The organism is Vibrio sp. 10N.261.51.F12 (assembly GCF_041471725.1).
Taxonomy (GTDB): Bacteria; Pseudomonadota; Gammaproteobacteria; order Enterobacterales; family Vibrionaceae; genus Vibrio.
In genome coordinates, this window is record NZ_JBFROV010000027.1 from 19230 (window position 1) to 44531 (window position 25302).

Genomic DNA, 25302 nt, shown 5'->3' on the forward strand with positions numbered 1-25302 from the left:
CAAGCCGCTAATTATTTGTCTAACAAAGAAAAATTACTCTATCTTTCATTATGTGAACAATATAATCACGCAGCAACCGGTGCTTAAAAACGCGCATGAACAAGGATAGTTATGAATTCGTTTAGTTGTAGAATATGGTTAATGTTAGGGTTTTTTAGCGCTTTAGCGTTACCGCTCCCAAGTGTCGCCTTATCTGTGCCGCAAGCCGAGTTTGTTGGTAGTGACATGTGTATTGATTGCCATCAAGAGGAGTCACAGGCTTGGCAGGGGTCTGACCATGATATGGCGATGAAACATGCGTCAGATGACAGCGTGCTAGGTGACTTCAATGACCAAACTATTCTACATAACGGTAAGCCTAATCGGTTCTTTCGAAAGGGCGATGAGTTTTGGGTCAATATTGAAGGACCTGACGGCTTGTTTCATGATTATCAAATTACCTATACCTTCGCTTTTGATCCTCTGCAGCAGTATATGGTCGAATTTGATGATGGCAGAGTACAGCTGATTCCTTTTGCTTGGGATTCGAGAGATAAAAACGAAGGTGGTCAGCGCTGGTTTAATCTCTACCCAGATACGACGGTTAACGACGAATTTTATTGGACGAACACCGGGCAAAACTGGAACTTTATGTGCGCCGATTGTCATTCAACCAATCTCGAAAAAAACTACGACAGTGCAGCCAATACCTATAATACCACCTGGTCTGAAATCAACGTTGGATGTGAAGCTTGTCACGGGCCCGCAAGTGAACATATTAAGCTTGCGAAAGAAATCGACGCTCAGCCCAACTCACCAATCCCTGCGCATTTTGGGTTTAATCGAGACCTATCGCAGTCGGTGAAAGAATGGGTATACCAAGAAGGCAATACAACGTTACAACCGAAGGAAATTTTCGATACTCACCAAGTGAAAACGTGCGCTCAGTGCCATAGTCGTCGCACTCAGCTAAATGAAACCGGTGATCATGTTCAAGATTCTTTTTTTGATCGATACCGCTTGAGTCTTATTGCACCAGAGCTTTATCACAATGATGGGCAGATTTACGACGAAGATTATGTCTATGGATCATTCCTGCAATCGAAGATGGCTGAGAGCGGGGTGACATGTTCCAATTGTCACGATCCACACAGTACTAAGCTAAAGATACCGGAAGAAGCGGTGTGCAGTCAGTGCCACATTGCCTCTGAATATACACCAGAAAAACATACCTTCCATTTACCTAACACCGAAGCCTCTAAATGCACAACCTGCCACATGCCGGAAACGACTTATATGCAAGTTGATCCACGACGCGATCATAGCTGGCACGTGCCACGAGCGGATCTGAGCCAACATATTAATACCCCAAACGTATGCACGAGTTGTCATGAAGGTGAAACTAACCAATGGGCGGATAAACACATTGGTGAATGGTTCCCCAACTCTAGTTATAGGAATCAACAGCACTTCTCTGTTGCATTCTACGCTGACGCCATTGGGCATCAATCAGCACCTGACGCGTTGGCCTATTCCTCACAAGATTCGAGTTTGGCGAATATCATTCGCGCCTCAGCGCTTGAGCGGATGGCAGGTAATACCGGACAGAACACACTCATATCATTGGGGCGAGCGGTCAAACATGAGAATGAAATGATTCGTCTAGGCGCCGTTGCGGGGTCGTCAGGATATTCGTTTGCTGATCGTTGGCAAATACTTGAACCATTGCTTAATGACTCTGTATTGTCGGTACGAGCAGAAGCTGCTGGTGCATTGGTTCCAGGTTGGAGCGAAATGAACCCAGCACAAAAGGATGCGTTAAAAGCCCCACTTGACGATTACATCGCCATTCAAACATTTAATTCCGATAGGGGATTTGGACGAACCAATTTGGGTAACGTTTACCGCAGTCTAGGTGACGTTCAACAGGCGATCGACTTCTATTTAGGCGCAATCGCAATAGAACCTTATTTTGAGAACAGCTATGTCAACTTAGCGGATTTGTATCGTTCGCAGCGAAACGAAAAAGCGGCAATCGATATTTTAAGGCAAGGTATGGCTGCGCAGCCTGAATCAAGTGTTCTACCTTATAGTGCTGGCTTAGCCTCACTACGAGCGAAAGATTACACACAAGCGAACCAGTATTTGAAGCTGGCCGCACAAAATGCTCAGAACAATCCACAATATTGGTATGTTTACGGACTGTCGTTGGAACGCAGTGATGTACTCGCAGCGGCCAAGGCCTTGGAAACCGCCTATAAATTGAGTAAAAACCCGCAGCATGTGTATGCGCAATGCGAAGTATTGGCGAGGAACTACACGGCAGGTTCGGTCGCTGAGTCTTTCGAGCGCTGTATTAAAGTATTAAGTACGATTGCGCCTCCCAACGTTGTAGAGCAATTAAAATCGCGTGTTAAGTACTAGGACAGTAGATATCATAAATAACCTTGTGATTTTATTATAAACGGAGACTACTCTGTTTATAATAAAATAGTGCTCATCGTTTACTTGGCCTAAACGATGAGCACTATTTGCTACGGCGGAATATGGTCGTATTGCAATATTTACTATGATGATAACTTTTTTTGTATATGTTGCAATAATCTTAACCTGTTGATTTTGTAAGTTTTTTAATATTTCGATTTGCTATTTTAGTGTGTATTTGCATTTTTGATGGATCGAGTCATTCAAAATGTAGTTAACGATTTATTCTTATTTTATTACTATCGTTCGCAGTTGGTTTAGGTACTTAGAATAATTTTATTCACAGAGTAAATTAACAAAGAATGTATAAGAAATATTGTTATTTAAATAACGTTAATAATTTATGTAATCGAATAGGTAAATACAATGTCACAAGAAAAACACTCTAATTTGAATTCATTTGAACAATTTAATATCGAACTACCTGAAACATTTCCTCAAGAAGGCATGGCAGCAAGAGCAGCTGCGGCGTTAGTAAGAAGTGAGTGTTGGACCGATGCCAACCCGAATTTAAATCTTTCGTCGTTTGTGACAACCTTTATGGAACCAGAAGCGGCTGAGATCTTCAAGGATGGTTCATTTAGAAACTTTGCTGACCCAGATATGTACCCACACACCAAAGCAACTGAAGCAAAATGTGTGAAGTGGCTTCATGAGCTTTGGAATGGTCCAAGCGATGTTGAAGCTTACGGTGCTGCGACGATTGGTTCTTCGGAAGCTTGTATGCTGGCTGGTCTTGCGCACAAATGGAACTGGCGTCAAGCGCGTGAAAAAGCGGGTAAAGATACAACAAGACCCAATATGGTAACAGGTGGTAATGTTCAAATCGTTTGGAAAAAATTCCTTAAATATTTTGATGTTGAGCCACGAATTGTACCATTGAAGCCAGGCCAATACAGACTAACCGCGGAACAACTTGATGAATACGTTGATGAGAATACGATCTGTGTTGTTGGTATTGCTGGTCAAACATTTACGGGTGAAGACGATGACTTCCAAGCGATCCATGACTGGCTAGATGACTATGAAGCGAAAACAGGTGTTTCGATCCCAATGCACATTGATGCGGCGTCAGGTGGCTTTGTAAACCCGTTCTTATATCCTGATTATGAGTGGGATTTTCGTCTCCCGCGTGTTCAATCGATCAACGCTTCTGGACACAAATTTGGTTTAGTTCCTCCTGGTCTTGGGTGGATTATCTTCCGTGAACGAGCGGTTTTCAATGAAGACCTTGTATTTTACGTTAACTACCTCGGTGGTGAAGCGGCGACGGCAACCCTGAACTTCAGTAAGAGCTCAGCAACGGTACTTGCCCAGTATTACAACTTCGTACGACTTGGTAGAGAAGGTTACACAAGTATTATGAAGAAGACGTTAGAAAACTCTGAATATATTCGTGACCGTTTATTAGCAACAGGTAAGTTTACTGTAATGAATACGACTCAACGTATTCCGGTGGTTGCATTGACGCTTGATAAGTCTGTCACAAACTACAACGAATTTGATATTTCAAATAAGGTTCGTGAGCGCGGTTGGATCCTGTCAGCTTATTCAATGCCGGCAAATGCAGAGGAAGTTAATAGCCTGAGAATCGTGGTAAGGCCACACCTAAATAAAGATGCTGCAGACATCCTTATCAAAGACATTGAAATGGCTTGTGATTACCTTGAAGAGCACGGCGGTAATGCGACGCCTCCGAAACTGCATGACCTTCACAAGGTTTCATCAGGTAAGTGTTAATTCATAACGGCTAACACATTAATGGTTAAGAAGGAGTAATTCGTTTACTTCTTCTTTTAATTATCTCTACAGGCAGCATGGTACTATGACCACACCTACAAAAATTGCAGGGTACTTGTCTCACCCTCCAAAACATATCATCAGTTTAATATTAGGACTCTTCACCCTTGCGTCACTATTTTTTGGAAGTGCATATGCGTCTTCCGTTGAACCTGAGTCATATAGTGGAATCGCATGGGCGTTAAATTATTTAGCACAAAATCCGTTTGCATATCTATTTCTTACCCTTGCGATTGGCTACCCTCTAGGGCGTATTACCGTCGGTGGTATTTGCCTGGGCGCTACAGCAGGCACCCTAGTTACTGGGATATTGATTGCTCTAGCGTCTAGTGCACTTTACGGAATTGTTTACGACATTCCAGGGTTGGTAGAAGACATTTTTCTAATGCTCTTTATGTATGCGCTGGGTATGCGAGTTGGTCCACAATTCTTCTCTGGCCTTGCTAGAGGTGGCGTTGATTTCCTAGTCATTGGTTTAATTGTTGTTTTCTCCAATTTTCTTATCGTCTTTTTGGGCGCAAAAGTGTTGGATCTTGGGCCGGGATATGCCGCTGGTATCATTTCTGGTAGTTACACTGTAACTGCGGTAATGGGTGTGGCACAGTCAGCCATCACTAGCGGTGCGTTCAAATTGCCAGAAGGCGTTACCGCCGATATGGTGGGTGCAAATATGGCAGCGGGCTACGCAATTAGTTACGTTCTGTCTTCGGTCTTTATTATTCTACTGATCAAGTATTTACCGAAAATGTTTGGCCATGATCCTGTTGTTGAAGCAGCAAAAGCAGAAAAAGAGTTTGCTGGTGGTGAAGACGGTGGAGCTCTACCGGGTACGGAGGGAGCGTCAATACTTGGTTTCACCGATAAACAAATCCGCTCGTACGTAGTAGAACACGAAGAGTTAGTGGGTAAATCCATCAGCCAATTGTTTGCCATGAACCCACACGCCACCATCTTAAAAGTGGTTCGCGGTGATGCCGTGATTGATGCACATGATAATCCTCAGCTACAAATGGGCGATATTGTCGGCGTAATGGGTGACTATAGTCTGTTGTTGAAAGGAACAGGTACAGTTGGCCGAGAAATATCAGAGCCAAAAGCAAGAATGGTTGATATCGAAGTTGCTGATGTGCACGTAGGTAAAAGTGAATACGCAGGAAAAACACTCGAAGAATTAGGTTTAGAGATCGGTTTTGGTATCCACTTGAAATCGATGTTCAGAGCTGGTGTTGCGATCCCTCACTTACCGAAAACCATCGTCGAAAAGGGTGATGTGCTGCGTCTAGCGGGTCCCAAGTGGTGCGTTGATCAAGCCGCTAAGTCACTAAAGGCTGTGCCAATTGTAGAAAGTACTTACACAGAAGTTTCTTTCATGTCTATTGCGCTATTTTTTGGCTTTGTGATTGGTCATGCGAGTGTAGAGATAAGTGGTATACCTTTTGCGCTGGGCACTTCAGCAGGTTGTATGCTAATGGGTATTTTGATTTCTTGGTTGCGAACACGAAACCCTGATTTCGGCGGCCCAACCAGTGAAGGTGCAAGAGCATTCTTGAATGATATTGGCCTGAGTTTATTTGTTGCGGTACTTGCAGCTGGCGTGGGTCCTAAAATCATGTCTTCGTTCCAAGGTAGTATCGTGATTTGGATTGTAGTGCTTGGATTGCTTGGTGCGCTCGTTCCTCCTTTCTTAGCGTGGATATACGGTTACTACTTCAGAAAAATGAACCCAGTGGTTCTGGCTGGTGCTTGTGCCGGAGGAAGAAACAGTACACCAGCATTGAATGGTATTCAGGAACTATCACAAAGCGGTATTGCGGCTGTGGCTTATCCTGTGCCTTACGCGCTCACCTCCGCGATAGTTCTAATCCTTGGGTATATTGCGATGGTGTTCTCATAATTAGGCGCTTAATGGCGTAAGCCAAACCTTGTCTATATTCATCATTTATCTACCGTAGCAGCGCACAATATTGTGCTGCTACGCTTCTTTGTTTACGGATTTGGATACAAACTATGACTGACACGTTGCGTATCGGCATTGCTATCAACGTAATGAGAGCTCGTTTAACGGTTGTTGGCTTTAATATCGCGATCGTATCTTTTCAAATCTCAGAATTACTCAACATGAAAGGCGGTATTTCTGTACCAGGTTTAACTCATACGGTGCACTTTAGAGCCGACATGGCGCTGTTTTTATCGCTAGCTTGCTCCTTACTGGCCATTGTGGCATTTTTAAATTCTTGCGCGATCGACGACACGGGAACGTGTGATCACTGGTCTTTTATTGTCGGCGATTTATTGATGTATTTTGGTTTGGCGAATGCGGTAACCGGCTTTTTTGCACCACTGAACGAACAATTCCTGCTGGCTATTCAGCTCGCGCCTTCCCAAGAAATCCAAATAACAATATTCAGAAAAGCCATTTATTACCTAGGCGCAACCGCATGGTTTGTTACCCTTTATATTGGACCATTGGTTACTCTCATCCGTTCGCCATTCCCTAAAACAATTAACCGTTACTTAGGCTTAAGCTACATTCTAATGCTTGCTGCAATAACTTGGCTCAACTATCAAGCTTTTGTCTTTGAGGCCTTTAATACTCAAACGAAAGGCTTGGCAATTCCGCATTATTTGAACGAATTGTTTCAACCCATTGTGTGGTGAGAATTGACATAACATGTAATGTATCCTTGCCAATCGCCTTTTCATTATAGGTAAGGCAACGATGTAATGATCGGTAACGCTGAAACTAGCGTATGACCAAGCCAGTTGCAATTGGCGAAAGGATTTGCGGTCAAGGTACTTTTACTCACCCCTTAACTATGCATATCGTCAGCCCGAAAAATGACTAGTGGCACGAGTCCACTAGCACCCTAATTAGGGCTCGGGATGTAAATACTGGAGCGTAGAGCTATGGTTCGGGGCCGAGGTCATTCTCGACTTCATACACGTTACGCAAACATGTTGATTGAGTAAGAGCTAAGCAAGGTACAAAGCGTTAATAAATGAAATCAAGGCACTTGTTCACAGGGCTATTATCCACCTAGTTTGAAGCCAATCTAGCGTGATTCATGTTCATCTACTTTCATTGCATGTTGCGATGAGGAAGCATTTCTAAACTTACGAAACTCAAACCAGAGTGCCATAAATACGCAGCCGGTAATAAAAGCCAATATGAAATTTCGGTCATCCATGACGCACATCTGTAACAGATCAATTGCGTCGTTCATGTGTTGCCTTGTTGATTTAATAATTGAGAAAACGAACTTTAGCTTAGGCGGGAGTGAGAAACGAATTACGTACTATCAAATATGTAGATAGATGGCTGAGTACAAACTTGTTTGCAGCTTGATATTGGACGTAGACCTTTACCTTTTATGAGTTTACCCAATAGTTACAATGGCAAGAGAGCATATCTCGTTCGTCAGTTGTTTATCAAAAACAATAAGTTATTGAACAAATACTCTGAATTGATAGTTTAGTTAGCATCAATATCCGTCATATGTACTATTAGAATATAAAATTCTGCGTGGTGATTATTTGTTATAAATCAGTTATAGGTCACCTTTCTTATCCATAGCATCCTTTAATTCATGATCGAAAACGCAATTCTCCTCAGTCGTATGTGACCAAATTATCATTTAGTCGAACCCCGAGTAATAATTTAATTTGTCTTACAATATAGTAAATGCAGATAAGGAGATTATGTATGAGAAACGCGAAAGCAATAGCTTTAGATGCAATCGAACTCACCAAACCGTCGATTGAGCGACTCTTTGAACGAACGAATCGCAAAGAGCTCCACATTGTTGTTATGGATCCAACTATCAAACCGTGGGAAGCCTCATTCGAGGAAGCCATTTTAGTGGAAGTATCATTAGGTAACCCTACCGGATGGACAATTCCATTCGATGAACTTGCAAAGAAAAAAGCCCACCAAGCGTGGCGAAATTCATGCCCTAACATGCAACTTCAAACCCAACACCCTTCATCACTTAGAGAGGGCGATGTGCTGTTCTACGGCTCATTCGTCTATGGCGATATAGTGGTGGCATGCAGTGGAGTAGAGCAATGGTACGACATGCTAGTGAGCAGTTGGATTGCTTTAGCCATTGAACAGATAACAATCAGTGAATACCAAACAATAAAAACCAATACCCCTACACAACAAACACGATAATAGGTCAAAAGGTCATATTATGAATAACTTACTAAAAAAACTCTTTATCACTGCCGGTATTATTCTTTCTACATCTGCTATTGCAGCGGATTACCCAAGTAAAAACATACGCCTTGTTGTCCCGTTTGGCGCAGGCGGTGGTACAGATGCGGTTGGCCGTACTCTGGCAAACTCAGCGAAAGATGTTCTGGGCCAAAACATCGCGGTCATGAATCGCACAGGTGGTGCCGGAGCGGTGGGAATGAGCTTCGGTGCACAGCAACGACCTGATGGTTATACGCTGACTGTAGTGACTCGTGAAATTGCATCGCTACCACAAATGGGCTTAATGCAGCATGACGCTGATGACTTCCGTTTGATTCGTATGGTTAACCTAGACCCAGCGGTCGTATTAGTCTCCGCTGATAGCCCTTATAACACGATTAATGATCTGATTGCTGAAGCGAAAAAAGGAGAAGGGAAAGTTAAGTTTGCTTCAACAGCTGCGCCTAATTTCTACTTAATGGCTCTGGAAAAAGACCAAAATATCAAGCTTAATGCGATCCCTTACAACGGTGCGTCAGAGGCGATCCCGGCAGTACTGGGTAAACACACCGATGTAACAATGGTGACACCTGGGGAAGCCATTGCTCAACTGCGTTCAGGTCAACTTAAAGCACTCGGCGTAATGTCAGAAGAACGTATTGCTTTCATCCCAGAAGTTCCAACTCTTAAAGAGCAAGGCGTTGATGTAATCACAGGTACATGGCGTGGTATTGGCGCTCCTAAAGGCACGCCAGATGAGGTGATTGAAACGTTAGGCAAAGCGTTTGACCAAGCGATGGCTTCTCCAGAGTTCATTGATTTCATGGAGAAAGGTGCAATGACAATTCATAATATGGACGCACAAGCGTTCACAGAATTTGTCGACCAAGATTCAAAGTCGCTGGGTAAACTAATCCAATAACATGTCATCAAGCAGGAACGGTTATTGTTCCTGCTTTTCGTTTCTCATTCTTACGTATTTATTGAGGCGGATATATGAAAGATCGTAATATCGTATTCCCTTCTCTTATGATCATATTCAGTGTATTAGCGCTTGTTGTCATAAGTCAGTTTAATGAACCACGCTTTCAAGACGCGAGTGTTGACGCCAAGTTCTTTCCTATGGTGGTGAGCATCGCCATCATCATTATTTCCATTGCTTTGGTGATTCAAAGTAAATTAAAAAATAGCGTTCCACAAAATCTATCCCCCGTTTTCACTAAGTTATCTATTTTTGGGTTTTGTTTCCTTATCGGTTATGCCGTATTGATTAGTTTCATCGGTTACCTATACGCAACGCTTTTCGCGTTCACGTTTTATCTCGTTGCATTTAAGATCACTAAGCCACTTTATTATTTAATCGCTTGGGCATTTGTCTTTGGCATTTATTATTTATTTGGTGAAGTGTTTGTAATTTCTTTACCCGAAGGTTCGTTGTTTTAGGTGACCGCTATGTTAGAGCATTTAATCGGTGGCCTGTCGGCCACATTTAGCCTTGCTGTTTTCCCCGTCCTAGTCTTCGGTGTACTTGGCGGTATTATCTTGGGTGCGTTGCCTGGACTCACGGCCACGATGGGGGTGGCTATTTTACTGCCATTCACGTTTGGTATGGAGCCGACCGCTGCACTTGTCATGCTTATTGGTGTTTACATCGGCGGTATTTATGGCGGATCGATTGCCGCAATCCTATTAAAAACACCCGGAACCCCTGCATCGGCAGCGACGGTGCTGGATGGACATACACTAGCAGCTAAAGGGCAAGCGGCGAGGGCACTCAGTATTTCCGCCGTTGCTTCCTTTGTTGGTGGCTTGATCAGTACGATAATTTTAATCGCTATCGCCCCATTACTTGCTGATTTTGCATTACGATTTAACGCACCTGAGTATTTTGCTTTGGCGGTGTTCGGTCTGACCATTATTGCTAGTGTCTCCGGTAAAAATATCCTTAAAGGATTGTTAGCCGGTGCCATTGGTTTACTTATTTCAACGGTCGGTTTGGACCCAATAAGCAGTGTTCCTCGGTTTACATTTGGTGTTATGGATTTGTATAGCGGGATTAATGTTATTCCTGTGCTAATTGGTTTATTTGCACTATCAGAAGCGCTAAACCAGCTTGAAAAAATACTGTCTGAGAAAAAGGTTGAGCGACCTAAGTTTGACCGTAGCTTGATGAGTAAGAAAGACCTCAAAGATATGATGCCAACCGCAATAAAAAGTGGTTTATTGGGTACATCGATTGGGTCTGTACCAGGCGCAGGTGCGGATATTTCAGCGTTTGTTTGCTACAACGAAGCGAAACGTTCTTCTAAAAATCCAGAAGAGTTTGGTAAAGGTTCAGTGCGTGGCTTAGCGGCGGCTGAAGCCGGAAATAATGGCGTAACAGGTGGTTCATTAGTGCCTTTACTTACGCTTGGTGTCCCTGGTGATGCGGTTGCCGCTGTGCTGTTAGGTGCATTGATTGTTCAGGGTTTAACGCCAGGCCCATTATTGTTTGCTCAAAACCCCGAAGTGGTTTACGGCGTCTTCAGCTCTATGCTGGTAGCGAATGTCGTTATGCTATTGATCGGGTTGCTCGGTATACGCTTCTTCTGCCGTATTATTGAAGTGCCAAAAATGCTGATGATTCCAGTGATTATCTTCCTTTCAATTGTCGGTGCCTACGCAATAAATAACGCAATGTTTGATATTGGTATTGCGATTGCGTTTGGGTTCTTAGGGTTTGTGTTGGGTAAGTTGGAAATCCCGTCTTCACCAATACTCTTGGCTATTATCCTTGGACCTATGGCGGAAACTAACTTGCGGAAATCTCTACTAATGTACGACAATAGTTGGTCGTTCCTCTACGAGCGGCCAATTGCACTTGCCTTCATTGTTTTGGCTGTGTTCTCTGTGTACTCAACCTTAAAAATGAAAAAAAAGCAGGAACTTCACTCCACGTGATATAGGTATAGTCGGATGAATGGGGGAGGTTAATTAAAAAGTTCGGTTGCTTTTTGTTACCCATGCTTGCGGTGATGGTACCAACAGGTTGTAAAGGAGAAACCGAGTATATTTTGATAACCTAACATCGCCAATGTACTTACCAGACATTTTTAACGATTGGTTACTAGATGACTCTTATCAATTGGAATATGTGGGAGCCGATAGTGCTTGAAGGGGGGGAATGGTCAAAAATGTTCAACACGAAGGACTATCGACAGGGTATGAACTTTTGCCGATGAAAGCACCTGTTTTGATACGTCAGTAATAGCACTATTTCATTAAAATGTTAACGCCAAGGGGTTCCCCTTGGCGTTTAGGCACATATTGATCGCGTCAAAATGGAAAAAGCAATATCTCTATTTGGAGATGAACGTCGTCATATTTATTGTGTAGGAGGGTTTAATAGCCCTTCCATGGTACTAGACGTTTTTCTAAGTAACGCATGAACAAGTCAAAGCTGTAGGCGATGATACCTATCATGACAATCCCAGCTATTACCACGTCTGTAACCAGAAATTCCGCCGCGTTAAGTACCATAAACCCGATCCCAGCCTCTGCTGCGACCATTTCACTCGCGACCAACGTCGTCCATCCAAAGCCAATCCCAATACGCAGGCCAGTTAAGATCTCGGGCATCGCGCTTTTAATAATAACGTGATACAAGACTTGTGTTTTAGACGCCCCCATAGAGTAGGCGGCTTGAATTTGTTCGCTGCGAGCAGAGTTGACGCCAGCGCGAGCACTAAGAGCGATCGGTGCGAACATAGCAAGATAGATGAGAGTGATCTTACTTGTTTCATCGATACCCAGCCAGATAATAACCAATGGCAAATATGCCAATGGTGGTAATGGTCGGTAAAATTCGATAAGTGGATCAAAAATACCGCGAACCCAAACGTTTGAACCGATCAAAATTCCGACAGGTACTGCAGTTATAACCGCGAGAATAAAAGCGCCAAACACGCGGCTGAGACTTGCCGTGAGGTGCTCACCGAGAGATACACCAGAGAAGCCGTGGATGGTTAAATCAATAAATCGATCGAATACTGCAAAAGGAGAGGGCAAAAACAGTGGCTTGACCATCCCAAATTCAGTCACGAAAGCCCAAAGACCAATAAAGAACAAGCTTGAAGCTACTGAAATAAGCTTGGAGTTACCTTGTCCTGGTTCGCCGTAATAATTACCTGGTGTCAACGTACGTGTTTTGATCCACTGAATCAATAGATAAAATGGAGGAGTATTGTGAATCTTACTTGCCTCTTGCTTAGGACCCGTCGTCTTTGATGATTGAGATTGTGATGAACTTTCGTTTAGCACGTTATTTTGATTAGGCGCCATTATGTCGTGGCTTGGCTTTAATATTGCTTCATTCATTACGCGACCTCCGCGGTTTCATCTTGGTGAATAATTGATAAGATCCGTTCGCGCATCTCAATGAAATCGGGTTGAGATTTGACTGCGCGAGCATCTCTACATTCTAAAAAACGGCGATTGAAATCTAATTCGAAGCTGTGCGTGATACGACCCGGCCTTGGCGACATAACGATAAGACGAGAGGCCATAAACAAGGCTTCTTCAACGCTGTGAGTAATGAAGAACATCATTTTGTTAGTGGTTTGCCATGCATCGAGGAGTAATTCTTGAAGGGTTTCACGTGTGAGCGCATCTAACGCGCCAAGTGGTTCATCAAGAAGTAAGATGCTAGGGTCATTAGTAAGCGCTCTTGCAATACCAACTCGTTGCTGCATACCGCCTGAGAGTTGATAGATCTTACTGTGGTGGAAGTCTTCGAGCCCGACTAGTTCTAGGTATTTTTTGGCTCGCGTAATTCGCTCTTCTTTATCAACACCTTGCAACTTAAGCCCAAAAGCAGTGTTTTCTAGTACGGTTAACCAAGGAAACAGTGCATGCTTTTGGAACACAACCCCCCGGTCAGCGCTTGGACCAAGGATCTGGTCGCCGATATCTTGCCCTAACGTAACTCTTGGTAATCCTTCAACCTCGGAGTTACCGAGAGTTAGGTATCCATCTGTTGGGGAAATGAACCCAGCCATTAGATTTAACAAGGTTGTTTTTCCGCAACCCGATGCGCCAAGTGCAACGACGAGTTCTCCTTGTTCAATCTGAAGGTTAACCCCTGATAATGCAGTAACAGGGTCTCCTCCCTGGCGATCTTGATACACGACTGAGACATCTTTAATCTTCAGTGTTTTTGCTAGAGACATGGGTTAATTCCTTATAAGACAAATAGTTTATTGAGCGTTGGGGGGATTATTTATTGTTTTTCTTTTGTCTTCTCGACAAATGATGGATTCACGAAGACGCTGTAGTCAGGTTGCAATGCAGAGATTTTTTTCTCTTTAAGTAGGAATTCAGAGGTTGCTTTGAGTGCTTTTGTTGCGCCCCCTTCTAAGCCACAACCTAGCCATTGACATGATAGTTGCGTATCAACATCTAAAAATTCGTACAAACTCATCGCTTCAACGACGCCATCTGGATCGCCGCCTACTATTTTTGCCACCGAGATTGCAATTGGGTTATCAGCATTGAAGGTTTCTTTCTCCGAACGGTATTGCTCATCAACAGATGCCAATACGGTTAGAAATTTCGTTAAGAACTCTTCGTTCTTCGCCATAAATTCTTTGCTAGCAATCATTCCATCAAATGTCGGTGTGCCCCATGCACTTAGCTGTTTTGAAGTAATGAGTACATGTCCATCTTGTTTGATTTTTCCTAATGCGGGATCCCAAATAAAGGCACCATCAATATCGTCACGCAACCAAGCTGCCATAATCGCGTTGGGTTGCATGTTGATAAGTTTTACGTCTTTTTCTGATAGGCCAAATTGTTCAAGGGCAAACAGCATATGAAAGTGAGTCGTGGATACAAAAGGAACGGCAATACGCTTGCCGCGAAGATCGGCGGGAGAAGCAATACCGCTGCTATTTTTTACTACTAGAGCTTCCGCGTCAGCGATGTTTTCCATCACCCAAATTAGCTCCATTTCAACGCCATTGCTGGCAGCACTCGCAATAGGGCTCGAGCCTGCTACGGTCATGTCTACTGCGCCCGCCGCCATAGCTGTGATGGCTTTGGCACCGGAATCAAACTTACGCCATTTGATCTCATAACCTGTTTCTTTCTCGACCAATTTTTGATCAATCGCATACTTCATCGGATTGAACATGCTTTGGTAGCCAATGGTGACCTCTTTAGCAGCAAAGGTACTCATTGAACACACTAATGTACCGAGTAATGTAGTGATTTTTATCCAGTTTAATGTTGAGATTTTCATGGTCACTTCCTTATGTATTTGATGACAGCACCACAATAAGAGGAAGTGTGGCAGGGATGTAGTACCAGAATGCTTTCTTATTAGTCCAAGGCTGCACCAAAGCCAAGCACCAAGGTAGTGCTTGGCTTTGGATATAAAATAGCTCAGAAGTCTAATGATGAAATGCATCTCAATCGCCAATTTATGTAGAAGAAATTGAGTTCCTTTCAAAATATGGAATGAAGTCAGCCGAGAAAAAGAGATAGAAAGTGAGCACATAAAAAAGCCCTCGACTAGAAAGACAAGGGCCATTTTTTGTTCGGATTATTCGTCGGTAGCGTTTGACTATTAATTAATCTGGAAACACATACCGACCTCAAGGCAGCTTGTGTATTCGAAGGTAATTAACCTCTGTTTATTGGATGAGCTGGTGATTACAATTCACTAAACGCTTCATCTAAAATGGTAATAATATCATCGGCCTCTTTACTTGATATGGTTAACGGAGGACTGAGGCAAAGGGTGTTGTTAAAAGTTTCGAATGAACGATTTGTTCGCCCAATAATTAAGCCTTTTGACATGCATAACGCTGCGAACTTAACTAAAGTAGATTCATGGACAGGCTGCTTAGTTTGTTGGTCTTTGACAAGTTCCATACCTAAGAACAAGCCTTGTCCACGAACGTCACCAATGATGGGATATTTTCTTTTTAATTGCTTGAGTTGTGCAAATAAGTATTCACCGATGTGCGCGGCGTTCTGCACCAAGTTCTCTTCTTCAATGATTTTAATATTTTCTAGCGCAGCGGCAGGACCAATGGTGCACCCACCAAAGGTACTAATGTCTCGAAACGCATTATATTTGTCGTCAGGTGCTTGTTTGAAACAGTCAAATATTGCTTCTGTTGTGACGGTACATGAGATAGCGGCATAAGCCGAGGCAACCCCCTTGGCCATGGTAACGATGTCTGGCTTAAGACCGTAGTGTTGATAGCCAAACCATTTACCGGTTCTGCCAAGTCCACATACTACTTCATCGACATGAATGAGGATGTCGTATTGACGGCAAATGCGTTGAACCTCGTCATAGTAACCTGCAGGTGGTGTAATGACGCCTCCTCCAGCGGTAATTGGCTCGATAACAATCGCCCCAACGGTATCGGGACCTTCTTGAAGAATTACTGACTCTAATTGTTGCGCCGCTTTGACGCCATAGTCATCGATGTCACCAAATTGACTGCGGTATTCACAGCAGTGTGGAAACTCAACAAAACCAGGAGTGAATGGGCCGTATTGCTTGCGGCGTTCTTCTTGGCCTGTAGAGCTCAAACACGTGATGGTCGTACCATGGTAGTCTCTTTCACGATAGAGAATCTTATGCTTTTTCCCGCCGTATTTTTGGTGCGCGATTTGACGAACGATTTTATATGCCTTTTCGTTGGCCTCTGAGCCGGAATTTGAGAGATACACCCGACTCATGCCAGGCATTTTTTCTATAAGTTTGTTGGCGAAGGCTGCCAATACCGGTGTGCCAGCAGTGCCTGCAAAGAAGTTAAGCTTAAGTGCTTGATCGCGAATAACATTTGCAATTCTTTCTCTGCCATAGCCAACGTTGACACACCATACGCCACCCGATGAGGCATCTAAGTATTGTTTGCCGTTAATGTCCCATACATGGATCCCTTCGCCATGAGACATGACAAGCGGGTCATGTTTTTCCAACGTCGCATGCTGAGTGAGATGATGCCATACGTGTCGTCGGTCCCAATCGACTATTTGTTGTTTTTCATTGGTATCCGCATTGATGAAATTAGGGGTAGACAATCCATTTTCCATAATCGTTCTCCTTACTAGTGTTAGAACACGATAGACAAGGTCAGTACTAATCCAGTAGCGCCAGTTGCATCTATTTATGGGGACAGATAGTTATTGATGTTAGGGGGGCTGATACTAATTGATGGAATGTGGCATGGTTCATGGCTAGAGCTAACCGTTTAAATAGCCAGACGATCTGATATCGAAACTATGATCTCCGCCGTAAAAAAATGGGGGATAAAATAAGCTATGAAACCGTGTGATTATGTATGGCATGGATAATGCTAATCTCTGATCATTCGACTTACTTTCACAGGTATAAGATGAAAAGTGATCATTTAGTTCATATCCAGTTTTCGCCAGAACGAAGCTTACAAGAACAAATTCGTGAGCACCTACTGGACGCGATTCGCAATGGTATCTTTGCTAATAATGCACTGCCGTCGTGTCGTAAGATGGCGTCGATGCTTAGGGTATCACGCAATACCGTTGTTTTGGTTTACGATAAGTTAGTCGATGAGGGGATGTTGGTTTCTAAAGAAAGAAGCGGCTACTATGCTTGTCCTGAGATACTCAGGGACGAGCTGAGCACTTCCCCTGCGCAACATGAGCTCGGTAACGATTACTACACTGGTGCAAAATCTGCGCGATTTTGGAACAGCCGTCTGAAGCATGACCTCAGTACGCAGCGCAACATATCTAAACCAAAGAACTGGCAAGATTTCCCTTATCCATTTGTCTTTGGTCAACCCGATCACTCTCTATTTCCTCTAAACCATTGGCGTGAATGCTGCCGTCTGTCGCAACGCTACCAAGTGGTTAAAGATTGGATCTCAGACTCAATAGATTGTGATGACCCGGCTTTAGTCAAGCAACTGAAGAGTAATGTATTGACCAAGCGGGGGATTCAAGCCAAAGAAGAACAGATCTTGGTGACGATCGGCACTCAAAACTCATTGTATATGCTGGCTAAGTTATTAGCCGACGAGCAGGTGAACTTTGGTGTTGAAGAGCCTGGTTATCCCGATGCGCGTAATATATTTGCGTCTCACGGCGCTAATGTCATACCGCTGACACTCGATGTTCAAGGGATCGAAATTAACGAATCGCTGATACGGTGTGATTATGTGTATGTCACACCTAGCCATCAAGTACCCACAAATGTCACTATGCCGATGCAAAGGCGCAAGGCATTACTCGCCGCTGCAGAAAAATACGACTTCATTATTATTGAGGATGATTATGAAAGTGAGGTCAACGTTTTAAGCAAGGCGAGCCCATCACTAAAAAGTCTCGATACTAATAGCCGAGTGATCTACATCGGAAGCCTGTCTAAATCCTTGTCTCCGGGACTGAGGCTTGGTTACATGGTCGCAGAAGCGCCGCTGATTTCGGCGACTCGCGCCTTAAGACGTTTGATGTATCGTCACCCACCCGCTAACAATCAAAGAACCTGCGCGCTGTTTATTTCGTTGGGGTATTACGATACTTACTTAAGAAAGCTTCGTTATAGTTATCAGCAACGTTGGACAATTATGAGGGATGCCATCAATCAACACCTACCGCAATGCGTGACCACTGATACGGTCGGTGGCAGTGCCTTTTGGCTCAAGTTACCGCTTTCTGTCGATTGTGAGAAATTCGTGCAAAGCGCCAACGCTGTGGGTGTGATTGTCGAATCAGGGACTGTGCACTTCGCTCGGTTTCATCGAGACAGTAGGCGATATATACGTTTGGGGTATTCAGCTATCGATGATGACAAGATTGAGTTGGGTATCAAAAAATTGGCATCGTTACTTCCTCCTTTAAACATAACGTAAATAAAAGTCGAATGTTAAAGCAAAGCCACCTTGTTACTCTTTATCTTGCCAAGCCCTCCCCATCAAACAAACTAAAATAAGGCCATGGTCCTCGTGGTCTTGTTCCTACATCGAAACGCCGCATTATAAGCTGTTAGTGACCTCCCGCACCTATATATCGCCCAATCTTTACTTTCTTCAACCCTCTCGTCTGCTATCGAAATTCGCTGACCCCATAATTACCCTTAACTGGTACTAACTGGAGCTGACTAAGCCGATTAATCTGATGACAAGCGTTAAGGATTGAAGAAGCACTAGAGGAAACAATGTTAATACACCTGGTTATTATTCTTACGTTAGTTATCGCGGGTCTCGTACGCGGTTATACAGGGTTTGGTTTTTCTGCATTGGTTATTTTGGTGTTATCGATGTTTTACTCCGTTGCAGATATGGTACCGGCGGTTTTAATGGTTGATTTAATTGTTTCGCTTCCCTTGGTCGTTGATAGCTGGAACAAAACTAACTTTTCAGCATTAACTCCGGTGTTAGTAACAACGGGAATAGGAATTCCAGTCGGGTTTTGGTTGTTATTTAATCTGCCCGATAGTGTATTGCGCATACTTGTGCCAACAACAGTATTGCTGCTTGCCATCATGAGTAAAAGCAGAGGTCGTTTGATAAAAAAACTATCCGGTTCGGCGCTGCTTTGTGGGTTTATGTCAGGATGGACGACAAGTGCTGTGTCAGCGGGTGGTGCACCAGTTGTGATTTATATGCGTAACAGTGCCTTAAGTGTTGAGCATCAACGTAACAGCCTAATCAGCTACTTTTTTTTGACGACCTGCTTTGCCGTTGGCAGCAGTTATGCAGTGACAAAACAGTGGCAGGTGCTACCGGACTTCCCAGTACTCTACACCGGAATTGCATTTGTTTCGGTTCTGATCGGCAAGGCGATTTATCACTATAAGAACGTGGCCAGGGTTCATAGCCTTGCTTATTACTTACTGCTGATTGTATCTGCGCTCACATTATTTAGAGCGGCATGGATGCTCCTTATATAAGCGATAGCGTCGTCAATTAATTAATAAAAGGAATTAGATATGAACGATTTAATGCTCCCCACCGTTTTCATTACTGGAGCAACATCAGGCTTCGGTAAGGCGGCAGCTCGTCTATTTGGCCAACAAGGATATTCCTTGGTACTGACAGGGCGGCGACTTGAACGCCTAGCAAGCCTTGCTGATGAATTGGGTGAATATTGCTCGGTTCATGTTGCGACATTGGATGTAAGAGACGCTGAAGCGGTCAAAGCGCTTGTCGCATCGCTGCCGGTAGAGTTCTCGAATGTTGAAGTACTTATCAATAATGCAGGCTTGGCACTTGGCGCGAGCCCGGCTCAAAACGCCCAACTTGCTGATTGGCATACCATGATTAACACCAACGTCACTGGTTTAGTGAACGTCACGCATGCATTGCTACCACTGATGCTTGACCAACCTAAAGGCAGCATTATTAATTTAGCAAGCATTGCGTCCAATTGGTGTTATCCAGGTGCACATGTCTATGGTGCCAGCAAGGCGTTTGTCGCCCAGTTTTCTCGAAATCTTCGTTGTGATGTTGCAGGAAGTGGTTTGCGAATCACAAGCCTAGAGCCAGGTTTATCAGAGAGCGAATTTAGTTTAGTGCGTTTTAATGGCGACCAAGCGAAATACAACCAAATCTACGATGGGACTAATCCACTGCAACCCGAAGATATCGCAGACATCATGCTATGGATAGCTGAGCAACCTAGCCATATCAATATCAATAGCATTGAGGTGATGCCCACGAGTCAAGCATGGGACAATTTTAAAGTGGTCAAACAGAACTGACGTTGTCTCAAGCAAATCCAATTCATTCTACGTAACGAATAATCAGAAATTTAATTCTATAGGAAGGAAATCTATTATGAAGATCGGTGTACCAAAAGAAATTAAAATCCATGAGTACCGCGTAGGTATGACACCCGCGAGTGTGTTAGAAGTCACTAGGCAAGGCCACACGGTTTATATAGAAAAAGGTGCAGGATTAGGGATCCTTTGCGGTGATGACGAGTACGTAAGTGCTGGCGCAACCATTTTAGATACTGCAGAAGAAGTGTTTGCTCAAGCAGATATGATCGTTAAAGTAAAAGAACCGTTAGCTGAAGAGCGCGCCAGACTGCGTCCTGATCAGTTGTTATTCACCTATCTTCACCTAGCTCCAGATATGGCGCAAACAAAAGACCTGATATCAAGTGAATCGGTGTGTATTGCGTATGAAACTATTACTAGCGCAAATGGCGGTCTGCCTTTGCTCGCGCCAATGTCTGAAGTGGCTGGACGTATGTCAATTCAAGCTGGCGCGGCGTGCTTAGAAAAATCCCAAGGCGGTATTGGCTTATTACTTGGTGGCGTAGCCGGTGTTGCCCCGGCTAAGGTGACAATTATTGGTGGTGGTGTTGTGGGCGTAAATGCGGCGCAGATGGCCGTTGGAATGGGGGCAGATACCACAATCTTAGACAATAATGTCGATACCCTGAGACGTGTCGGTGCACAATTTGGCAATGCGGTTAAGACCGTCTATTCCAATCAACACAACCTAGAAGAGTCGGTCCTTAACTCTGATTTAGTTATTGGTGGGGTTTTGATTCCAGGTGCAGCAGCGCCTAAGCTCGTCACTAAAGATATGATCAGCGCTATGAAATCCGGTAGCGCGGTTGTCGATGTGGCGATTGACCAAGGAGGGTGCTTTGAAACGTCAAAGGCTACCACGCATGCAGAGCCAACTTATATCGTTGATGGGGTCGTGCATTACTGTGTGGCAAATATGCCTGGAGCGGTGGCTCGAACTTCGACCTTTGCACTCAACAACGCCACGTTACCTTATATCTTAAAACTAGCTAATCAAGGCTATAAAAAGGCATTATTAACTGACAACCACCTGCTTAATGGATTGAACGTCATTCATGGCAAAGTAACCAACCAAAGCGTTGCGACTAGCCTAGACCTATCGTTTATTCAATATGATAGTGCACTCGCTGTCGCTTAGATGCCTTTTGCTCGTTTGTTTTTGTATAAACGTCTCAACGTAGTTTGAACTTGCCTTTGAATCGCTAGTCTTTGTCGTTTTGGTCGCCGCTTTGAGCATCGCGAGGCAACCAGCGGTCAAATTATGTCGAGGTTCATCAAACGACCCAAAGCGCAACGCTTCTTTTTAAGACAGCGTTGCGCATCTCGTTAAAATGTCGCTGTAGAGTGACCCTTAACTCGTATAGGCTTTTAGGAAGGTGCTTAGTTTGGCTATGCGCCTTGATTTTGTGTATCCATTAGCTTGTATGTGTACATTAGTCTGTTTGTGTATATTCGTTCGTCCAACCACTACTCAATGCTGGAGGTGCCGTTCTCTTGATAAGTTGGCCATACATCTACTTCTATCAATAAATATTATTCTTGCTTATCTATTCTGTTTTGTTGTTTTAAAGCAGGCTGATGAGCAATGATCAGATTATTTTAAAAATGACTATTAGAGGAAAGGGAATCGAATATATAAGCGTAGAACAGTATGCTATTTATGTTCTTATTTGATCAACTTAACAATCAAGCAGTGATGAGTTTAATATATCCAGTGTGATCGTCGTCACATTGGTGTTATGAAAACTATTATTTTTTTGCGATAAAAAAAAGAAAAACATGATCTTGATTCAAATTATAAATTTGACCATTTTTAGTTGATAAATATTTTCCCTATAAGTTTTAATATTTATCTCATTAAAATCAACGACTTGACTGCTCCATGACATTGTTTGTTAAATGTCATGAAAATGAAAGAAATATTAATTATGTTACTTTGAATATTATCATAAATACTATTTCCTTATATGACATAATTTGAATAGCAGTATTTGTCATGGTATAAAATCATCAACCAAGTAGTGTGTTCATTTAAATAAGTTAGTTCTGATAGTATGGTTGTTACAGGGATTCTTAAAAAGTTCAAGGCGATGATTATTTCAATCGCTGCGGTCATTATTTCAATAGGAAGTTGGAATGATACTGAGACTGTTTTGGTCAATACTTACCAAAAAATCAAGGCAACATGGACGAATGAAAATGAGTATTTATTGATTTCAAAGATTACTGTTGGCCATTCATTTGACTACGTGAAGTTACAATCTGGCTTACCTCAAGCGGTTAAATCATCGTCAATTGATAGTCAGGTTCAGTTTAATTACTTTAATTATGGTAAGTTCATGTTGAGTGTGGCTGTAAAAGAGAGTCGAGTTGCAGCTTATTCTATCCAAGCACTAAATACTGATTTTAGTCCGAGCATTCCATATGTGGGTTATAAACTATTTGATGAGTCATTGAAAGATATTATATCGTCACCTGATGATAGCCATTTTGAAAGTGGTAGTTCAAATTACTATATCGATGTCATGGAATTAGGCCGAGATGCTATGTTTCATCAATTAATGGTCGGAATGTACAATTACAATACGGCGCAATCAATAAGTAATGAAACCATACAATTACTGGATCAAGCTTATGTTCTTGGAGATGATGCATCATTTAACCAATATAAAGATAAGCTAAGAGAAAACCAAATTAACACGTTTACAGTATCAGAGCTTCCACGTGATGTGATGTTGGAAATGATGCTAACTAAATTTGAATTCAATACGTATTTCTCTTAATAGGTCATATAATGAAATATCATTTAATTACAGTTGCATTGTTCTCAACATTTGTTTCCTTTGCAAGCGATAACCCATTCTCTAATTTGGATAGAGAAGTCCAGAGTGCGTATCTGTCTAAAGAGGCAGAACAAAAGCAGTTTCAAGAATGGTATAAAGAGCACATGCTGGAATATGCTTCATGGCGTGAAGAGTATATCAAGCGCTGGGATGGCGAGCGGTCACAATCGATAGAAACCTGGGGTGATGCGCAAATTTCAGATAGCCACAGTAAGGTTGTTTATGACGCGAGCAATGCCTCTCGGACAGTGGTCGATTACGAACAAGAAACAGTAACTATTGAAGTGATTGTCGATGACAATGTCGATATGGACGAAATGAAAATCGCGCTGCAACAACAATTAACTGAGTCGCTAAAAACGGACACGGGAATGGACATAAAGTCACTGGCGACTTTGGATGTTAGTGAGGCCTCTGAGCGCTCATTAACCTATGATCCAGATTTTGAGAAGCAAGCGCTGCAAGATATCGTAAGTCAGACGAATTCACAGTTACAACAGATAGATAAAGAGGCAGAGTTACTTGCTGAACAAGCTGGGAGAGAGCTTGACCCCACTATCATTGATGCGCAAAAAACACAGTTGGTTAGCCAGGCAAAAACGCGTATGACGAGCGTCAGTGAGAGCTTTGAAAGCCAGCGGGATCAAGTCGACCCTGTACGAGAGACCACGCCCAAGAAGAAGGTAGTAAGCCTAAAAATTAGGATGCCGAGTGATAGCTTAAAGAAGCGGATTGATCCTTATTTGTCTGATATATATCACCAAAGTGAAGTGTTTAATATTAAACCAGAGCTTGTGTTGGCGATTATGCATTCCGAGTCTAGCTTCAACCCTACTGCTCGCTCGCCCATCCCTGCATTTGGTTTAATGCAGGTGGTAACAACCAGTGCTGGCCATGATGTAAATCGTATTGTGCATAAGGTGGATAAGCCAATGAATGAGGCGGACTTATATAAGCCTAGCTACAACATTCAAGCCGGAACCGGTTATCTAGACATATTAAACACGCGTTACTTGCGTGAGATAGAAGACCCTAAAAGTAGAGAGTACTGTGTGATTGCGGCCTATAATACCGGTGCCGGTAATGTAGCAAAAGCGTTTGGCGAAAGAAGAATAAAAAGTGCAGCAATGAAAATAAATACAATGACGCCAGATCAGGTTTACGACACCTTAATTAATAATTTACCGTATGAAGAGACAATCAACTATTTGAAAAAAGTAACCAAGAGACAAAAAGACTACGCTGCTGAGAGTTAATAATGAAACAGTTAATAATAATATTGTCTGTGATGATATCTTGTCATACCACAGCAGGAATTGTTACGCCCAAAGATAATAGTGAAAGCATTTATAGTCTAGGTATTGGTTCGGATCAAATTAGGGCTGAAAAAAGTGCATTAGCGGCGCTCGCCCAAAGAATGTCGTCACAAATACAAGTGACGACAGAATCATTGTCAGAGTTTAACAATGGCGAGATAAATGAAATTTTTATAGAGACGTCGTTACTTAAGACCGACTCAGTACCATTTCCCCCGTACAATATTAAAGACAACACATATGTTGATGGTCAATCAAGCGTTACGATCAGTATTAATCGAACAGTGATGTCTGCATTTTACATAAATAAAATTATTGCAGGTTTGTCAGAAGCAAAAATTGAGCTTGAAGCGATTCGGAACCAAACACCACTAGACTCGATTCGAACTCTATTATCGCTAGAAAAGAAGCTCGATACGGTTCAGGTTATGCACAGTATTCTTATTGGACTAGAGCAGAAAAAGGAACTCAACGCCCAATCTAAACAATGGATGAATGACTACATCCAAATAAATAGAGAGGTCAAGGTATTAATATCTTTAGGTGGTTGGACGGTTGTTAATAATATGAGTGGCCAGCGAATTGCGTCAATATTGTCTGACTCATTACGTCAAAAGGGTTTGGCAACTGAAGGCGAAGTCGATTATCAGTTTTTTGTATCAGTAAAGCGTCAGAATGCAAAGAGAAATAACAAATTCTTAATTAAAGAAGATGTAAAGATTGAGTTGCGACAAAAGGGTCAACACCAATCAATTTTTACGAAACACTATAACTATATAAGTCCACCATCTGATTCACTTCAATCGGCAGAGGATGCTACGCATCAGTTGTTATTGAATGATGTCGGTGAGGACATTTTGATTGATATACTCGGAGTATAAA

The 25302-nt window shown here is 42.8% G+C and carries 20 protein-coding genes; 15 read left to right on the top strand and 5 right to left on the bottom strand.

Going from position 1 to position 25302, the window contains the following annotated elements; all coding sequences use genetic code 11:
• Window positions 1–141 precede the first annotated feature (141 nt).
• From AB4405_RS15785 to AB4405_RS15800, 4 genes are all read left to right on the top strand, one after another.
• On the top strand, window positions 142–2403 hold the full coding sequence (locus AB4405_RS15785) for a multiheme c-type cytochrome (protein WP_372061756.1): 2262 nt from the start codon (window positions 142–144) through the stop codon (window positions 2401–2403).
• A gap of 426 nt (window positions 2404–2829) precedes the next feature.
• Window positions 2830–4203 (top strand): glutamate decarboxylase, encoded by a 1374-nt coding sequence (locus AB4405_RS15790; RefSeq protein ID WP_372061757.1) that lies wholly within the window; start codon window positions 2830–2832, stop codon window positions 4201–4203.
• Between the two features lie 229 nt (window positions 4204–4432).
• A complete protein-coding gene (locus AB4405_RS15795; RefSeq protein WP_347231008.1) occupies window positions 4433–6157 on the top strand; it encodes an aspartate:alanine exchanger family transporter in 1725 nt (574 codons plus the stop codon).
• A 113-nt stretch (window positions 6158–6270) separates the two neighbouring features.
• On the top strand, window positions 6271–6921 hold the full coding sequence (locus AB4405_RS15800) for a hypothetical protein (protein ID WP_372061759.1): 651 nt from the start codon (window positions 6271–6273) through the stop codon (window positions 6919–6921).
• 395 nt (window positions 6922–7316) lie between these two features.
• On the opposite strand, the gene AB4405_RS15805 is transcribed toward AB4405_RS15800, so the two are convergent.
• Window positions 7317–7487, bottom strand: a complete 171-nt coding sequence (locus AB4405_RS15805; RefSeq protein ID WP_372061760.1) for a hypothetical protein — start codon at window positions 7485–7487, stop codon at window positions 7317–7319.
• Between the two features lie 479 nt (window positions 7488–7966).
• Here AB4405_RS15805 and AB4405_RS15810 point away from each other — a divergent pair, with 479 nt between their 5' ends.
• The 4 genes from AB4405_RS15810 to AB4405_RS15825 all read left to right on the top strand — a co-directional run bounded on the left by AB4405_RS15810 (window position 7967) and on the right by AB4405_RS15825 (window position 11401).
• The gene (locus AB4405_RS15810; protein ID WP_372061761.1) at window positions 7967–8437 is read left to right on the top strand and encodes a hypothetical protein; all 471 of its coding nucleotides are present in this window, start codon (window positions 7967–7969) and stop codon (window positions 8435–8437) included.
• 19 nt (window positions 8438–8456) lie between these two features.
• Window positions 8457–9383 (top strand): tripartite tricarboxylate transporter substrate binding protein, encoded by a 927-nt coding sequence (locus AB4405_RS15815; protein ID WP_372061762.1) that lies wholly within the window; start codon window positions 8457–8459, stop codon window positions 9381–9383.
• A 74-nt stretch (window positions 9384–9457) separates the two neighbouring features.
• On the top strand, window positions 9458–9904 hold the full coding sequence (locus tag AB4405_RS15820) for a tripartite tricarboxylate transporter TctB family protein (RefSeq protein WP_372061763.1): 447 nt from the start codon (window positions 9458–9460) through the stop codon (window positions 9902–9904).
• A 9-nt stretch (window positions 9905–9913) separates the two neighbouring features.
• Window positions 9914–11401: a tripartite tricarboxylate transporter permease gene (locus AB4405_RS15825; RefSeq protein WP_102469330.1), complete on the top strand. Its 1488-nt coding sequence runs from the start codon at window positions 9914–9916 to the stop codon at window positions 11399–11401.
• Window positions 11402–11842: 441 nt separating this feature from the next.
• Here AB4405_RS15825 and AB4405_RS15830 read toward each other — a convergent pair whose 3' ends face one another.
• From AB4405_RS15830 to AB4405_RS15845, 4 genes are all read right to left on the bottom strand, one after another.
• Entirely contained in the window at window positions 11843–12817 is a 975-nt protein-coding gene (locus AB4405_RS15830; RefSeq protein WP_372061764.1) for an ABC transporter permease subunit, read from the bottom strand.
• Entirely contained in the window at window positions 12817–13668 is an 852-nt protein-coding gene (locus AB4405_RS15835; RefSeq protein WP_102469329.1) for a taurine ABC transporter ATP-binding protein, read from the bottom strand. The genes AB4405_RS15830 and AB4405_RS15835 overlap by 1 nt, the downstream gene beginning before the upstream one ends.
• 50 nt (window positions 13669–13718) lie before the next feature.
• Window positions 13719–14738 carry a taurine ABC transporter substrate-binding protein gene (gene tauA, locus AB4405_RS15840; RefSeq protein ID WP_372061766.1) on the bottom strand — a complete coding sequence of 340 codons (1020 nt, stop codon included), beginning with the start codon at window positions 14736–14738 and terminating at the stop codon, window positions 13719–13721.
• A 413-nt stretch (window positions 14739–15151) separates the two neighbouring features.
• Entirely contained in the window at window positions 15152–16552 is a 1401-nt protein-coding gene (locus AB4405_RS15845; protein WP_372061767.1) for an aspartate aminotransferase family protein, read from the bottom strand.
• A 302-nt stretch (window positions 16553–16854) separates the two neighbouring features.
• On the opposite strand from AB4405_RS15845, the gene AB4405_RS15850 reads away from it, so the two are divergent.
• The 7 genes from AB4405_RS15850 to AB4405_RS15880 all read left to right on the top strand — a co-directional run bounded on the left by AB4405_RS15850 (window position 16855) and on the right by AB4405_RS15880 (window position 25301).
• Window positions 16855–18351 carry a PLP-dependent aminotransferase family protein gene (locus AB4405_RS15850; RefSeq protein ID WP_372061768.1) on the top strand — a complete coding sequence of 499 codons (1497 nt, stop codon included), beginning with the start codon at window positions 16855–16857 and terminating at the stop codon, window positions 18349–18351.
• Between the two features lie 305 nt (window positions 18352–18656).
• Complete coding sequence (locus AB4405_RS15855; RefSeq protein ID WP_372061769.1) at window positions 18657–19391, top strand: TSUP family transporter; 735 nt, start codon at window positions 18657–18659, stop codon at window positions 19389–19391.
• A 39-nt stretch (window positions 19392–19430) separates the two neighbouring features.
• A complete protein-coding gene (locus tag AB4405_RS15860) occupies window positions 19431–20201 on the top strand; it encodes an SDR family NAD(P)-dependent oxidoreductase (RefSeq protein ID WP_241903128.1) in 771 nt (256 codons plus the stop codon).
• 76 nt (window positions 20202–20277) lie between these two features.
• Entirely contained in the window at window positions 20278–21399 is a 1122-nt protein-coding gene (gene ald, locus AB4405_RS15865) for an alanine dehydrogenase (RefSeq protein ID WP_372061772.1), read from the top strand.
• A gap of 952 nt (window positions 21400–22351) precedes the next feature.
• Complete coding sequence (locus AB4405_RS15870) at window positions 22352–23044, top strand: ETEC_3214 domain-containing protein (protein WP_372061773.1); 693 nt, start codon at window positions 22352–22354, stop codon at window positions 23042–23044.
• A gap of 11 nt (window positions 23045–23055) precedes the next feature.
• Window positions 23056–24360, top strand: a complete 1305-nt coding sequence (locus tag AB4405_RS15875; RefSeq protein ID WP_372061774.1) for a transglycosylase SLT domain-containing protein — start codon at window positions 23056–23058, stop codon at window positions 24358–24360.
• A 2-nt stretch (window positions 24361–24362) separates the two neighbouring features.
• Entirely contained in the window at window positions 24363–25301 is a 939-nt protein-coding gene (locus AB4405_RS15880; RefSeq protein ID WP_372061775.1) for a hypothetical protein, read from the top strand.
• Window position 25302 lies beyond the last annotated feature (1 nt).

What these genes read in the sequence shown, in the direction of transcription:
- ald (WP_372061772.1), top strand. Translation starts at nt 20,278, where the DNA reads ATGAAGATCGGTGTACCAAAAGAAATTAAAATCCATGAGTACCGCGTA.
- AB4405_RS15785 (WP_372061756.1), top strand. Translation starts at nt 142, where the DNA reads ATGTTAGGGTTTTTTAGCGCTTTAGCGTTACCGCTCCCAAGTGTCGCC.
- tauA (WP_372061766.1), bottom strand. Translation starts at nt 14,738, where the DNA reads ATGAAAATCTCAACATTAAACTGGATAAAAATCACTACATTACTCGGT.
- AB4405_RS15825 (WP_102469330.1), top strand. Translation starts at nt 9,914, where the DNA reads ATGTTAGAGCATTTAATCGGTGGCCTGTCGGCCACATTTAGCCTTGCT.
- AB4405_RS15790 (WP_372061757.1), top strand. Translation starts at nt 2,830, where the DNA reads ATGTCACAAGAAAAACACTCTAATTTGAATTCATTTGAACAATTTAAT.
- AB4405_RS15800 (WP_372061759.1), top strand. Translation starts at nt 6,271, where the DNA reads ATGACTGACACGTTGCGTATCGGCATTGCTATCAACGTAATGAGAGCT.
- AB4405_RS15815 (WP_372061762.1), top strand. Translation starts at nt 8,457, where the DNA reads ATGAATAACTTACTAAAAAAACTCTTTATCACTGCCGGTATTATTCTT.
- AB4405_RS15860 (WP_241903128.1), top strand. Translation starts at nt 19,431, where the DNA reads ATGAACGATTTAATGCTCCCCACCGTTTTCATTACTGGAGCAACATCA.
- AB4405_RS15875 (WP_372061774.1), top strand. Translation starts at nt 23,056, where the DNA reads ATGAAATATCATTTAATTACAGTTGCATTGTTCTCAACATTTGTTTCC.
- AB4405_RS15820 (WP_372061763.1), top strand. Translation starts at nt 9,458, where the DNA reads ATGAAAGATCGTAATATCGTATTCCCTTCTCTTATGATCATATTCAGT.
- AB4405_RS15810 (WP_372061761.1), top strand. Translation starts at nt 7,967, where the DNA reads ATGAGAAACGCGAAAGCAATAGCTTTAGATGCAATCGAACTCACCAAA.
- AB4405_RS15870 (WP_372061773.1), top strand. Translation starts at nt 22,352, where the DNA reads ATGATTATTTCAATCGCTGCGGTCATTATTTCAATAGGAAGTTGGAAT.
- AB4405_RS15805 (WP_372061760.1), bottom strand. Translation starts at nt 7,487, where the DNA reads ATGAACGACGCAATTGATCTGTTACAGATGTGCGTCATGGATGACCGA.
- AB4405_RS15880 (WP_372061775.1), top strand. Translation starts at nt 24,363, where the DNA reads ATGAAACAGTTAATAATAATATTGTCTGTGATGATATCTTGTCATACC.
- AB4405_RS15835 (WP_102469329.1), bottom strand. Translation starts at nt 13,668, where the DNA reads ATGTCTCTAGCAAAAACACTGAAGATTAAAGATGTCTCAGTCGTGTAT.
- AB4405_RS15830 (WP_372061764.1), bottom strand. Translation starts at nt 12,817, where the DNA reads ATGAATGAAGCAATATTAAAGCCAAGCCACGACATAATGGCGCCTAAT.
- AB4405_RS15850 (WP_372061768.1), top strand. Translation starts at nt 16,855, where the DNA reads ATGAAAAGTGATCATTTAGTTCATATCCAGTTTTCGCCAGAACGAAGC.
- AB4405_RS15845 (WP_372061767.1), bottom strand. Translation starts at nt 16,552, where the DNA reads ATGGAAAATGGATTGTCTACCCCTAATTTCATCAATGCGGATACCAAT.
- AB4405_RS15855 (WP_372061769.1), top strand. Translation starts at nt 18,657, where the DNA reads ATGTTAATACACCTGGTTATTATTCTTACGTTAGTTATCGCGGGTCTC.